Source organism: Holophaga foetida DSM 6591 (assembly GCF_000242615.2).
GTDB lineage: Bacteria > Acidobacteriota > Holophagae > Holophagales > Holophagaceae > Holophaga > Holophaga foetida.
The window spans coordinates 453,843-466,783 of sequence record NZ_KI912268.1; the positions used below are offsets into that span (position 1 = coordinate 453,843).

Here is a 12,941-nt window from a genome sequence, read left to right on the forward strand (position 1 = left end):
GCTTGGCGGAGCCGCGCTCGGCACCGTGCAGTTCCGGGGATGGGTCTCCGGGCGAAGTCTTACCGGGAGTCTGTAGTGCGCGTTATTGCTGGTTCTCTCAAGGGGCGTCGGCTCCGGTCTCTGGAGCCTGGGGATCTGCGGATCCGCCCTACGGCTGACCGGGCCCGGGAGGCGCTCTTCTCCATTCTGCAGCGTTGGCCCCAGGGGGGCTTCCTGGAGCTCTTCGGGGGGACAGGAGCGGTTTCCGTGGAGGCCTGGTCCAGGGGCTATGCCCCGGTGACCTGCGTGGAGTCCGCACCGGCGGCCTTCCCTCTTCTGGAGGCCAACACGCGGGGCACCGGGATCTCGGTACTGCGCAAGGATGTGCGAGGTCTGGCTCCGGACCAGTTCCAAGGAGTGGCGGTCCTCTTCGCGGATCCCCCCTACGAAGCCGCTGCTGCCCTCTGGCTGGAAATCGCCCCCAGGCTCCTGGGCTGGCTGGCATCAGGTGGTGTCATGGTTTGGGAGACAGATGCAAAAACCGACCTAGCCCCAGTCCCAGGTTGGGAGGAGGTTGAGGTCCGCCGGTACGGGGCAGCGTGTTTTCACTTCCTGACCCCTGTCTGAGGCTAGAATGACGGATGCTCCGTCTGCCCATCAAGACCAAGCTCGGGATCTTCATCGCCGTCCTGGTGTTTGTTTCGCTTGCATTCGTTGCCGGGTACTATCCCTACCACGTTAGGCATCAGTCCCTTGAACGTCGGGCCGACTTCGCCCGCTACATCTCTGAAGTTGCGGTGCATGCCGTGGAACCGGTCCTGGGGACCGGGGATCCCAGGCTTCTGGCCTCAGCCCTGAGGGCGATCGATGACGGCAATGCTGTGGCGTTCTGCGCAGTCCTGGGCCCCAAGGGGGAGCGCCTCTACGCTGGGCAGAGGACTCCTGCCGATCTGGAGCGGCGGGTCCACACATTGCGCCAGGGGGGGGCGGCTCCATGGGACGATCGGGGGCTCTGCCTGGTGGAGGCGCCCCTTCCAGGGGGCCTTTCGATGGTTGTGGGGCTTCCCACTGCAGATATCCACCAGTTTTCCCATGAGATCGTGCAGATGGGATTCGGCACGGGTGCGGTCGCCATTCTGATCGGATTGGCCATGATGCGCCTGATCTCGCACAACTACGTCGCCCCCCTGCTGGAGTTGACCAGAACGGCGCGCAAGGTGGCCGAAGGCGACCTGGAGGGTCCCCCCATTTCCGTGGGAAGCCGGGACGAACTTGAGGATCTGGGGCGGAGCTTCAATCTGATGACCAGCCGCCTTCGGGCCGGTCGGGAAGAGATCGAGCGCCAGAACCGTCTTCTGGAGTTCCGGGTCCAGGAACGGACCCGCCAGCTCACCGAGACCATCTGGGAGCTGGAGGAGACCCGGGCGGGTCTGGAGCATGTGGTGCAGGAACGGACCCATGGGCTGGAACAGAGCAAGGCCGAGTTGAAGGCCTGGGCCGACACCCTGGAGGAGAAGGTCCAGTCGAAGACCGTGGAGCTGGTTGAGCTCAACGAAAGCCTGACGGCCAGTTTCCAGAAGCTCCAGGAAGTGGATCGGCTGAAGGATGAGTTCATGGCGAACATGAGCCACGAGCTGCGAACCCCCTTGAATGCGGTCATCGGCTTCTCTGGCCTGCTCTTGCAGGAGAGCAGCGAACGCATCCCGGATGATGTCCGGGAGGATCTGAACATTATCCTGGAGAACGGTCGCAGCCTCCTGAGCATGATCGACTCGATCCTGGACCTGTCGAAGATCGAGGCTGGCCAGTTCGAGCTGGATCTGGAACCCATGGATCCCGTCAGCGTATTGGAGGAAATGAAGTTCCTGGCGCCGGGGCTGATCCTGGATCGGCCCATCGAGTTCCTTTTTTCACCCTCCGAGGAGGCTGTGCAGGTGATGGGAGACCCCTTCCGGCTGAAACAGGTGCTCACCAACATCCTGGGGAACGCCATCAAGTTCACCGAGCGGGGCAGGGTGGCCTTGCGGTCATGGGTCGAGGGCGATACATTCCGGGTCGCTGTTTCTGACACGGGTATCGGCATGGACGACGTTGAGATGGGGCGCCTTTTCAAGCCCTTTCAGCAAGTGGATGGGAGCATCACCCGTCGATTCGGGGGGACAGGGCTCGGCTTGGCTCTCTCCAAGCGGCTGATGGGGATGATGGGTGGAGAGATCCTGGTTGAGAGCACCAAGGGAGAAGGCAGCACCTTCACCTTGAGTCTTCCGATACTGCGTGGGGAGCAACGATGACTGACTCTGGCTCCGTCCGGATCCTCTGCATCGAGGACAACCCGATCAATTGGCGTCTTGTCCAGCGCCTTCTGGGGCAGGCTGGGTTCGAGGTCCATTGGGCCGAGGACGGTATCCAGGGCTTCGATATGGCCCTGTCCTTGATGCCGGACCTGGTTCTTCTGGATATCAATCTGCCAGGGCTTTCCGGGTTTGAAACCGCCACCAAGTTCCGCCAGCAGGCTGAACTGCGGACCACCCCGATCATTGCCCTGACGGCCAAGACCCTCAAGAGCGACCGGGAAACCGCCCTGGTGGCCGGGTGTGATGGGTTCATACCCAAGCCCATTGATCCCTTCACTTTCGTAAAACAGGTGAACGGGTATCTAGAGGGGCGCCGAGAGCAAGTCGATGCCGTGCGGGAAGGCGCCGTTCTGCGCAATCTCAGCGCCCAGATGGTTGAACACCTGGAAGCCCAGCTCCGGGTCGCCCAGGATACCAATGCCAAACTCCTCGCTACCCAGCGGGATCTGCAGACCCGGAACCAGAGCCTGGGACGCCTGTTGGCCCTCAGTCAGAGCATCCTCACCGAGCATGATCCGCTCAGCCTCAGTGCCCTGATTTTCGAGGAAGTACGGGGCGAGTTGAAGGTCAGCACCCTGTACGCCTATCGATCCCACCAGAGCATGGCCTACCTGGAGGGTGTTTGCTGGAACGGAGAGGCTTTGGAACCGGCTCCGGTCCTCCCCTCGACTTCCCCCTTCTACCTCAAGGCCCAGGTCCTGCCCAAAGGGGTTCCCCTCCACGGGGAGGGGCTTCGCGCGAATCGCCTTTGGGAGGATGGGGTAGCCCATGGATTCTGGCCTCTGAACGGAGAGGCCTGTCTGATCGTGTTGCAGGACAGTCAGGCTTCTGAATCCAAGTGGGGGGTCTGGGTGATGTCCCGTGCCGAGCCCTTCCTGCCCCTGGAACTGGAGATGCTGGCCATGTTCGCCTCCATGGCTCTCGTGAGCCGGGAGAACGCGGAGCTCATCGCCAGCCTTACAGAGAGCAGCCGTGCCCTGGCCGCCAGCTATGAGGGGATGGAAAAGGCATACCTGGATCTCCAGCAAGCCAAAGCGGACCTTGGCCGCCACGAACGCCAGGTCATCATGGAAAGCCTCTTCCTGAAGATCACCCAGCGACTGCGCTCACCGGTGGACAGTCTGCGGAGCAATGGGAAACACTTGATTGAGCTGCTGCCGGATCCCTCGGCGGAGGTTGGCCAGACCTTGGGTGAGCTCAGCAATGCGGTGCGTCAGGTGGATGGTCTTCTCAAGGCTCTCTCAAGACGGGTGGCACAGGGGGGGCCCGCCACCCCGGAATGGCTGGTGCCACAGGAGATCTTCCAGCAGGAACTGGAACTGCTCCAGGCTGAGGGCGTCATTCCTTCTGGCGTTGCCGTGCAGATTGATGATCAGTCCTGTGCCTTCCCTCTGTTCGGGGTGTACAGTGACTTCGCCAAGATGCTGCAGTTTATCGTGCAGCACGCTGTCGGTGGACCGACCCCCACGGGGACGATCTTCATCCGCGCGTGGATGGAGGGTCCGGAAAGCCACTTCGAGATCCGGGACGAAGGTGGCCCCATCCCTCCCATGGGATTGGACACCGCCTTCGAGCCCTTTTCCACCTTGCACCAGGACGCCATCATGGATGTCCGCTCGCCCGGGGGGGGCTTGCCTTCCGTGCGGCAGTTCCTGGCTGCCTACGACGGGACCGTGTCGATCCGGAACGAAGGGGAGGGAACGGTGGTCAGCGTGGTCCTGCCCCTCAATCAATCCGGACCCAGCCCCACTGCCGCTCCTTGAGGTCGCCGCCGCGGTAGCTGTAGAAAATATCCCCCTCACACCTCGTGCAGCGGGAAAGGGATCCATCCTTCGCCGGGTCCAATCCCAGATCCAGAGCCTGGGACTTCAGGAATGCGGCGAGATCCAGGTGGGGTCTGCCCCCCGGGCCCGGTTTGGCGAGATCCTCCCGCCAGGCTGGATCCCGTCGGGCGGCTTCCACCACTTCCTCACCGACCTCGAAATGACAGGCCTGGAGGGCTGGGCCCAGGGCCCAGATCAGGTCCCAGGGCTTGCCTCCCAGGTTTCGGAAGATCCCGAGGGCATTACGCAGGATTCCTGGTTCCCCCAGGGCTCCCACAGCCCCTCGCCACCCGGCATGGAGGGCGGCCACCCAGGGACGCTCACCAATGGGGCCAGCCAGCAGGATTGGGGTGCAGTCCGCCACCCGCACGCCGATGAAGCGTCCGGGTTCCATGGTCCAGAGTCCGTCCCCTTCCTGGAGCTGATCCGAGGCTTCCAGAACCCGGGTGCCGTGGACCTGGGAGAGGAGGCGCGAAGGCATGAAAAATGGGGATTCAGCACGGGTGCTGAATCCCCATTGGAGGTTGAAGGGCGGGGGGGCGATGGGCTGGAGCATGGAGGGGGTAAACCTTTCAGCTCTCCAGCTTATCGGAACCTTCAGGCCTCCTTGGCCACAGTGGCCTGGGCGCGGTTGTAGTCGACCAGGGCCGAGAAGAACTCTTCCACGTTGGCCTGGGGGCTGCCGGGGGGCACATCGCAACCGGTGGAGGGCACGAAGGTCTTGTAGGAGGCCGTCTTGGCCAGGAGCTCGGAGACCTTCTCGCGGACCATCTCGGTGCTGCCCGTGCGCATGACATTGGAGGGATCAATGTTGCCGCAGGCCACCACATCGGCGGGGATCTGGGGCATGATCTCCATCATGTCCACCGCGTTGCCGAAGTGGAGCACCTTGGAGCCCGTTTCCACCATGGCAGGAACCTGCTTCACCGCGTGGCCGCAGTTGTGAAGCACCACGATGAAGTTCTCGTCCTGGACCTGGTCCACGATCTGCTTCACGTAGTCGAAGGCGAAGGTCTTGCACATGGCGGGGGAGAGCAGTCCGGCGGTGGGCTCGGCCATGACCACGCCGTTGGCACCGGCCTTCTTGAACTCCAGGATGTATTCCGTCACGTACTGGGTGCACTTGGCCATGAGGGTGTGGATCATCTCAGGGTCGCGGCGCACGGCGATCATGATCTGGGTGACATCGAAGAGGCGGCCCGCCAGGGAGAAGGGCCCGATGACGCCGCCCAGGGTGGGGCGATCGGTGATCTTCTCGGCGGCGAGTTCGGCGGCCTTCAGGTAGGCCTCGGTGCGCATCAGGCCGGCCTTGGGCACCTGGAGGGCTTCGATGGCGGCCTTGTCGGTGACGATGGGGGCGGTGACGGTGGGGGCCTCGTGGTCCGAGAACTTCACGGGGCTGCCGAAGGTCTCGGCCTCGGCGGAGAGATCCATGATGGTGATGGCGGCCGCAGAGGGGTACTTATCGGAGAGGGCTTTGATGCACTCGAACTGCACCTTGCCGTTGCAGACGATGTCGATGATCCGTCCGCCGGTGAGGTCGGCACCGGGATAGGTGACGATGGGCAGGGCCTTCCGCTCGGGGGAAGCCAGGATTTCGTTGACCCACTGGTACATGTTGCGCTTCATGGTGTCCTCCAGATTTGCTCTCGATGTATCGAGATAAAAGTCTCTAATTCGGGCTAGACTAGAGCTGACACAACCGTAGTCGGTCAGCTGAACGCTTCTCGCTTGCCCCCAACCCAACCCCATCCGTTCCGGTCTGGTTCAGGGATTCTTGCTTCTGGTCATATCATCGGATCAAGACGGATGAGGGGCAATCATTTTTGTGAGACAAAAGGTTGAGTAAAATGCTTCTGAATGTTTTCAACCTGTTTAATTGAAAATATGACTTCCGAAAAAGAGAGGCGCCATTTGGCGCCTCTCTTTTTCGGAAGTGGGAGGATCAGCCCTTGGCTGCTTCCACCAGGGCTTTGACGTTCTCGACCTTGGCGTTGGGGGGCACGTCGCAGCCCGAGGAGAGAATGAAGCCCGAAGGGCCGATCTCCCGCACGAGACGGGTGGCGTAGGTGTGCACCTCGTCAGGGGTGCCCAGGGCCAGCATGGTGGCCGGCACATCGCCCATGATGCACATGTGGTCGCCCAGGGCCTCCTTGAGTTTGAAGATATTGGTGCTGCTGTCGGCTTGGAAGATGCACTTGCCCTTGGGGAGGGTCCGGAAGAAGTCCAGATCCCGCTCGAAGTTGTCGTCCACATGCAGGGCCGCGTAGGCACCACACTCGACCACGGTCTCCACCAACTCCTTGTAGTGGGGGAAGATGAATTTCTCCTGTACCTTGCGTGAGTAGAACTCACCCGAGGCCCGGCCGATGGGCGTCATGATCGCGAAGGGGTGCGCCATGCCGATGAGCTTGCGGACGTTGGCGAGGACATCCTTCTGGGCCACATCCATGGCCGCCATGATCTTTTCGGGCATCCGGAAGAGATCCCGGTTGAACTTGACCATGGAACGTCCGCCCATGAAGGTCTGGAAGGGGGTGATGGCCGCCAGGGGTGCGAAGGGCACCAGGCCCGCCTCCACAGTGTTCTTGCCCGCCGTGGGGGCGAAGCCGAACATGGGCCCCAGCGAGGCCATGAGGTTGCCGAAGTGCTTGGGAATGTACTGCCCCATCATGAACGGCGCAAAGCCCATCTGGATGATGGCGTCGTAATCCTCGGGCTGCATGCGTTCGGTTTCATGCACCTGCCACATGTCATCCTCCCCCAGCTCGATGCCTGGGGTCTCGACGGCACACATGCTCTCCAGGCTAAGCACCTTGGGATTCATCATCATCAGGGTGACGCCGTCCACGTCCCCGAGGGAGAGGGCGGACTTGATGATGGTCTCGTTGGAGAGGGCGGGGGAGGCGCAGAAATCGGCCAGTTTGACCCCGAGGTGGCGGGCGGCGAAGGCGCTCATCTGCAGGACAACCGGAGGCCGGTCGGGGGTGCCCAGTTCCACGGCGGTCTTGATGCGATTCATGCTTTCCCCGAAACGCTGCATGCCGGTGCTCATATGTTTCTCCCGTAAAAGGAATGTTGTTACTGGATAATCTAGATCCCAATCTAAGCTGTGTAAAATTCATTAATTGAGTTTGACTTATGCAGAAAATGCATAGAATGAAAAGGGAGTCGTGCGACTTCACTTTCTCCGGACACGCCATGGATTTGAGCAAGTTGCGGTACTTTGTCGCGGTGGCTGAACGCCTGAGTTTCACTGCCGCAGCGGACTTCCTCTGTATCAGCCAGTCCACGGTGAGCCGCCATGTGGCGGATTTCGAGGAAGAGGTTGGGCGCCAGCTCTTCTTCCGCAACCGCAGGACCGTCCGCCTGACTCCAGCCGGAACGATGATGCTCAGCGAGGCCTACGGCATCCAGGCAAGGGTGGATGAGGCCCTTCGCAAGGTGCGGGATCTGGAACGGGGAATGGTGGGCAAGCTGCGGCTGGGGATGCTCGGGACGCCCACCCAGAAGATCTTTCCCCTGCTCACCAAGCGATTCCACAGGGATCACCCAGGTGTGGCGCTCGAAGTCCAGCGGTTGAGTTGGCGCCTCGTGAATGAACATCTGCACAAGGGGCGCCTGGATCTGGGCTTCACCCTCTCCATGGGGCTGGAGCACTTTCCGGATCTGGCCTGGGAGAGCATCTGCACAGACCGGATGATGGTGGTCATGCCGATGGATCATCCCCTGGCCTCCGAGGACTGCATCGATTTCTCCCGATTGGCAGGGGAACCCTTCGTGCTGCCATCGCGGATCGATGCTCCCGCTGGGTCCGAGTGGTTTTCGGGGCTTTGCGCCAAGGCTGGCTTCGCGCCCAGGGTGGTGGCTGAACCCGAACACCTTGAAACCGCACTTGCCATGGTGGAGTCGGGTTTGGGGATCGCAGTTCTGGCTGGCCACGTGGCCCAGGGGGCCAGTGACCGCCTGCGTTTTGTGCCCTTTGCAGACGAGAGCTCCTGTACGGACCTGGTGGTGGCCTGGAAGCGCGACAATCCCAACCCGGCACTCCCCCTCTTCGTGGAAGGGGTCAAGGCTCACCTGCGGGAGCAACCGATGACCTGATTCGGCATCCCGTCAGGGGGTGGAGGCCCCCTCAGGGCGCCCCCGGGCGCTCCACCTTCTTCCTGGCCTTTTCCTGCTCCTTACTGGAGGGGGTTCCCCATAGAACCCGACTGGGCTTGTTCTTGAGAATCTCAAGGAGCTCTTCTGCGGCCTTGAGGTTGCGGTTCAGGGCTTTGATGGCGGCTGCAGCCTCGGGTCCGCTGGTCTTCATCAACTGCTCGGTGTCGGAGCTCAAGGTCCTGAGGTTCTGGAGGCTCTCGTCGAGGTTCACCACGATGCTGTCCAGCTCATCGGAGCGGCGCTCCAGCAGCTCCTGGACCACGACGAGGCTCTTCTGGGCACTGGCCAGATCCTGGTCCAGGACCTTCAGGCTGGCCTCGCTGTGGCGGGCCACGGTCTGGCCGTCCCGGGCCAGGGTGCGGTATTCCGCCAGGGTGGCGTCGAGATTCCCCAGGGTGCGGCTCACGGCCGGGTGCTCCAGGAGGGATCCCAGGCCTTTCCTTTGAAGGTGAGTCCGCAATTCGGTGACCCCCTGGTCCAGGTTGCGGACAAATCCCTGGATCTCCTCGATGAGGGAGCCCAGAGAAGCGGAATTCGTGGCTTCCAGCACTTCTCCGGGATCCAGGGGGGTCTTGCGGCCCTCGACTGGAGGGAGCTTGAGTTCCAGAAAGGAACCTCCCACCACCTTTGAAGTCATGACAGCACTGGTCCCTTTCCAGAGGAGTAGGTCCTTCTGGACTCCCAGGGTCGCCAGGAAGGTGTATTCCACGCCGTGGCGCTCCAGTTCGATGCTGTTGACCTGACCCACCCGGAAGCCCTGGAGCTGGACTTCGGTGCCCACCACTGCGTCCGAAGCGCTGGCCAGACGGACCTTGAGACGGGTCTCCCTGGCCGCCAGGGCCGAAACGCTCCGATACATGAGCAGCCCCCCGAAGAGGAGGAGTGCGACGATCACCATGACCCCGATCTTGGCATCGTCCCGTTCGATCTTCATGGCGTACTCCCGGTGGACAGGCTTCCTTCTGCAAGCTGGATCCAGTCCCGGGGGGGATCCGTCAGCCAGGGGCCATCCTCCACAAGCAGGACCGTGATGGTGGGATCCCCGGTGACCGAGTCCAGCAATTCCTGGGTCTTCTGCCGCAAGGCGGGGCTGAGGCCTCCCTGGGGCGGGTCCACCAGCCAGAGTTCCGCACCGGAGGCGGCGGAGCGGGCCAGGGCTCCCATCCATCGCTCCTGGGGGGGCATGGCGTGGGGGCGACGCTGAGCCAGGGAGCTCAGTCCAACCCGTTCCAGCCATTCGAGGGCTCGCTTCTCGGCCTCGACCTTGGACAGCCCTCGCACGAAGCGGAGGGGCAGGGCCACGTTGACCAACAGGGTCTGATTCACCAGAAGCCCGCCATCCTGAGGCACCCAGGCCAGGCCCCCCCGATCGAGGAAGGGGTGGGAGAAGCGATAGGGAGACAGGGGCTCCCCCTCCAGATGGACTTGACCGGACTGGGGGTGTATCAGGCCCGCGCAGAGCCGGAGGAAGGCCGTAGTCCCGTGGGAGGAAGGGCCTTTCACCCGGAGCTTGGCCCCCCGTGCCAGTTCCCAGGTGGCGTCTTCCAGCACCGTGTAACCCTCCATCGTGTGCAGGGTTACACCATCCAGTTGCAGGATCGGCCTAGCCATAGAGCATCACCGAAACCACGGCGCCCCCGACCAGCACGACCACCAGAGAATACACCGCAGCCTTGGTGACCGCCTGGGGGATCTCGGTGGGGCTGGCCTGGACCCGAAGGCCGCAATAGGCGCAGATCAATGGAATGAAGGTTCCGAAGAGCATGGACTTCACGAGGGTGATGGCCAATTCCCGGGAACCGATGACCTTCCCAAGACTGTCGAGGAAGGCCCGCCAGCTGAGGGGAAGCCAGAGCCAGGCCAGGAAGAAGCCCCCCAGGAGGGCGACTGCGCCGAAGAAAACAATCAGGGTGAAGATCGATACGATGCCCCCCAGGAGTCTCGGGATCAGGAGATACTGCACCGGGTTCATCCCCGAGGCCCAGAGACTGTCCACCTCGCCGCTCAGCTTCATGGATGCCATTTCGGCCGCGATGGCCGTGCCGCTGCGCCCGATGACGATGATGGCCACCATCAGGGGGCCCAGCTCCCGGATCACCAGCTTGGCAAGGAGGCGGCTCAGGTAGGTTTCGGCTCCGAAGGCGGAGAGTTGGCCGAAGACCTGGAGGAGGGTGATGCCCCCCATGAGGAAGGCCGTGAAGCAGGTGAGGCTGAGGGCGTCCAGGGCCGTGAAGCGGATCTGCGTCCTGGTGACCTCCAGGACGACGCCGAGCTGGTGCCATCGCAGCCGGAGGCCGTGCCAGAAACACTGGTACAGAATCCAGCTTATGGCCCCCAGGCGGCCGAGACTGCGGCGCACACCCACTCCCAGGCGGGCCGAAAACCGCCAGAACGCGCCGTCCAGGCTCACTTCCAGGGAGGACATGGGTCCACCCTAGCAGCGCCCGGTTCCCCCCGCCACCCTTCGTGCGGTCAGCACCATCTCCCGCTTCCATCGACGGGCACAGAACAGGCCGAACAGCCATCCCAGGGGACCCCGGATCTCCTGTTCCAATCTGAGGCGGCAGCCCAGAGGGGATGGGGCCAGATCAGCTTCGAAGCAGCGGGTGTGCGTGATAGCCATGATCTCCCACACCAGTTTCTCGCCCTTGAGGTTTTCAAGGACACGGTAGTTCCGGGCCTCACGGCTGAAAGCCTCGAGTCCAGGCCAGATCTCCTCTGGGAACGCGGTGGTCTCCAGGGAGTGGGAGAGACGGGTAATCAGGACCAGTCTCCTGAATCGCCGCCGGAATCGCCCCCGCCAAAGTCGTCTCCGCCGGAATCGCCCCAGCCGCTGTCGCCACCGGAGTCGCCGGAACCTCCGCCACCGCCCCAGCGGTCATCGTCCTGATTATCGTGGTGGCCATGGCGGTCGCCCCCCATCATGCTGCCGATCATCATGCCCGTGAGGAGTCCGCCCACACCGCCCATGCCCCCATTGCCCTGCTGGGGGTAGAAGGGCTGGTTCGGGTTTGCGCCGGGATCCATTCCCAGGCGCTGCCTGGCGCTGGGAGGAAGTTCATCATCCCGGAGGTCTTGCACCTGGACAGCACCGCAGTAGCCGCAGGTCCAGGTGACTTTGCGCAGGCTGTCCCACTGCTGCCTCATCTTCTCTGCACTGGCGGCGCAGTTGGGGCACTTGGGGAATGGGCAGGCGAAGGTGTGGGAGCTGATGGGGCCTTCTCCGGCAGACCGCGGGGCCATGGGGGACTGCTGCTGGGTTGCCTGGCGGTCCTTGAGGCTCTTCTTCACCAGAAAGGCCACGATGGCGATGATCGCGATAGCCACAAAGCAACCGCATCCCGGTGCCGAGGAAGAATCGCCGCGCCGGGCCATACGATTGCCATTCTGGAGAATCAACGCGAGCATGGGAACCTCGGAGACATGCCTAAGCTAACATGACTCCCATGAGCCCTCTGGCAGATCTTCCTTCGTCTGATGTCCCCTGGCTGGTGATGGGCCTCATGTCCGGCACCAGCGCCGACGGCCTGGATGCCGTGCTGGTCGCTGTCGAGCCCCGAGGGTACAAGGGGGGGCGTCCCTTCCTCGAACTCCTGGAGCACTTCCACTCTCCCTATCCCGTCGACCTCCGCCACGCGGTCCTCCGGGCCGCCGGGAATCAATCGAGCCCTGGCGAGTTGTGCATCCTGCAGCGCCGTCTGGGGGAGCACCATGCCCGGACGGCTCGGGAGCTGGCGGATCGCAGCGGGAAGACGCCTCACATGGCGAGCCTCCATGGGCAGACCGTCCAGCACCGGCCGGAGGCCGGGGCCACGCTCCAGTTGGCGGATCCCTACCTGCTGGTGGAGGCCCTGGGCTGTCCCGTGGTCTGGGATCTCCGCCGACGGGACATGGCTCTTGGCGGGCAGGGGGCGCCCCTGGTGCCCCTGACGGAACTCTGGCTCCGGGGGCAGGCCGAACCCTGGATCGCCCTGAACCTGGGGGGCATTGCCAATGCTACGGTCTGGGATGGGGTCGAGGTTCGGGCCTGGGACCTGGGGCCGGGTATGAGCCTGCTGGATCTGGCGGCCCAGCGATGGATGGGCCTTCCCTACGACCCGGAAGGCGGCCGGGCCACGGGCAGAGTGCATGGAGAGATGCTGGAGCGCTGGCTCGCCAACCCCTACTTCCATCTCCCCCTCCCCAAATCCACGGGGCGGGAGGTGTTCGGTGCGGAGTGGCTGGAGGGGAGGATCTCCTGTCTGGAGGCGCTGCCGGTGGCGGACCGGTTGGTCACCCTGGCGGCCTTCAGTGCGGAGGCCGTGGCGCTGGGGCTGCGGGGCCTCTGCCCCGAGGGCACGCCCCTCATGCTCTCCGGTGGCGGCGCCCAGCATCGCCGTCTCCGTCAGGAACTCCAAGAACGCCTGCCGGGCCTGCGTCTCGAAGACGATGCCGACTTCCCGCCCGGTGCCCGGGAGGCCGTGAGCTGGGCCCTTCTGGGTGCGGCCAGCGCCCTGGGGGTGCCGGGCAATCTTCCGGAAGTGACCGGGGCTTCCCGGCCTGCGGTGTTGGGGAGCTGGGCGTTTCCTGGGTAGACCCCCAGAGCTGGTTTTGGGTTGGGCATATCTTCACTCTTGGATCT

Annotated in this window: 13 protein-coding genes; 5 read left to right on the plus strand and 8 right to left on the minus strand. The window is 63.3% G+C overall.

Annotated elements, in window-relative coordinates:
* Positions 1 to 75 precede the first annotated feature (75 nt).
* Genes HOLFODRAFT_RS18830 through HOLFODRAFT_RS23705 form a run of 3 tightly spaced genes read left to right on the plus strand, consistent with a single transcriptional unit; the run spans position 76 to position 4,096 of the window.
* Positions 76 to 606, plus strand: a complete 531-nt coding sequence (locus HOLFODRAFT_RS18830) for an RsmD family RNA methyltransferase (protein WP_005036954.1) — start codon at positions 76 to 78, stop codon at positions 604 to 606.
* Positions 607 to 620: 14 nt separating this feature from the next.
* Positions 621 to 2,270, plus strand: a complete 1,650-nt coding sequence (locus HOLFODRAFT_RS22435) for a sensor histidine kinase (protein WP_005036953.1) — start codon at positions 621 to 623, stop codon at positions 2,268 to 2,270.
* Positions 2,267 to 4,096 carry a response regulator gene (locus HOLFODRAFT_RS23705; RefSeq protein ID WP_005036951.1) on the plus strand — a complete coding sequence of 610 codons (1,830 nt, stop codon included), beginning with the start codon at positions 2,267 to 2,269 and terminating at the stop codon, positions 4,094 to 4,096. Before HOLFODRAFT_RS22435 ends, HOLFODRAFT_RS23705 begins: the two co-directional genes overlap by 4 nt.
* On the opposite strand, the gene HOLFODRAFT_RS22440 is transcribed toward HOLFODRAFT_RS23705, so the two are convergent.
* From HOLFODRAFT_RS22440 to HOLFODRAFT_RS0202025, 3 genes are all read right to left on the minus strand, one after another.
* Entirely contained in the window at positions 4,059 to 4,712 is a 654-nt protein-coding gene (locus HOLFODRAFT_RS22440; RefSeq protein ID WP_005036949.1) for a purine nucleoside phosphorylase YfiH/LACC1 family protein, read from the minus strand. The two genes, HOLFODRAFT_RS23705 and HOLFODRAFT_RS22440, sit on opposite strands and share 38 nt — an antisense overlap.
* A 41-nt stretch (positions 4,713 to 4,753) precedes the next feature.
* Positions 4,754 to 5,785, minus strand: a complete 1,032-nt coding sequence (locus HOLFODRAFT_RS0202020) for a uroporphyrinogen decarboxylase family protein (protein WP_026938950.1) — start codon at positions 5,783 to 5,785, stop codon at positions 4,754 to 4,756.
* Between the two features lie 316 nt (positions 5,786 to 6,101).
* Positions 6,102 to 7,211 (minus strand): uroporphyrinogen decarboxylase family protein, encoded by a 1,110-nt coding sequence (locus HOLFODRAFT_RS0202025; RefSeq protein ID WP_005032159.1) that lies wholly within the window; start codon positions 7,209 to 7,211, stop codon positions 6,102 to 6,104.
* A gap of 146 nt (positions 7,212 to 7,357) precedes the next feature.
* Between HOLFODRAFT_RS0202025 and HOLFODRAFT_RS0202030 the strand changes: the two genes are divergently transcribed.
* Positions 7,358 to 8,260: a LysR family transcriptional regulator gene (locus tag HOLFODRAFT_RS0202030; RefSeq protein ID WP_026938951.1), complete on the plus strand. Its 903-nt coding sequence runs from the start codon at positions 7,358 to 7,360 to the stop codon at positions 8,258 to 8,260.
* A 31-nt stretch (positions 8,261 to 8,291) separates the two neighbouring features.
* On the opposite strand, the gene HOLFODRAFT_RS0202035 is transcribed toward HOLFODRAFT_RS0202030, so the two are convergent.
* From HOLFODRAFT_RS0202035 to HOLFODRAFT_RS0202055, 5 genes are all read right to left on the minus strand, one after another.
* The gene (locus HOLFODRAFT_RS0202035; RefSeq protein WP_005032156.1) at positions 8,292 to 9,254 is read right to left on the minus strand and encodes an MlaD family protein; all 963 of its coding nucleotides are present in this window, start codon (positions 9,252 to 9,254) and stop codon (positions 8,292 to 8,294) included.
* Positions 9,251 to 9,931, minus strand: a complete 681-nt coding sequence (locus HOLFODRAFT_RS22445) for an ATP-binding cassette domain-containing protein (RefSeq protein ID WP_084053218.1) — start codon at positions 9,929 to 9,931, stop codon at positions 9,251 to 9,253. The genes HOLFODRAFT_RS0202035 and HOLFODRAFT_RS22445 overlap by 4 nt, the downstream gene beginning before the upstream one ends.
* Complete coding sequence (locus HOLFODRAFT_RS0202045) at positions 9,924 to 10,745, minus strand: MlaE family ABC transporter permease (protein WP_005032152.1); 822 nt, start codon at positions 10,743 to 10,745, stop codon at positions 9,924 to 9,926. The genes HOLFODRAFT_RS22445 and HOLFODRAFT_RS0202045 overlap by 8 nt, the downstream gene beginning before the upstream one ends.
* 9 nt (positions 10,746 to 10,754) lie before the next feature.
* Complete coding sequence (locus HOLFODRAFT_RS0202050; RefSeq protein WP_148300321.1) at positions 10,755 to 10,943, minus strand: hypothetical protein; 189 nt, start codon at positions 10,941 to 10,943, stop codon at positions 10,755 to 10,757.
* Positions 10,944 to 11,080: 137 nt separating this feature from the next.
* Positions 11,081 to 11,728 carry a hypothetical protein gene (locus HOLFODRAFT_RS0202055; protein WP_005032150.1) on the minus strand — a complete coding sequence of 216 codons (648 nt, stop codon included), beginning with the start codon at positions 11,726 to 11,728 and terminating at the stop codon, positions 11,081 to 11,083.
* Between the two features lie 38 nt (positions 11,729 to 11,766).
* Here HOLFODRAFT_RS0202055 and HOLFODRAFT_RS0202060 point away from each other — a divergent pair, with 38 nt between their 5' ends.
* Positions 11,767 to 12,894: an anhydro-N-acetylmuramic acid kinase gene (locus HOLFODRAFT_RS0202060; RefSeq protein WP_052572402.1), complete on the plus strand. Its 1,128-nt coding sequence runs from the start codon at positions 11,767 to 11,769 to the stop codon at positions 12,892 to 12,894.
* The last annotated feature ends 47 nt before the right edge of the window (positions 12,895 to 12,941 follow it).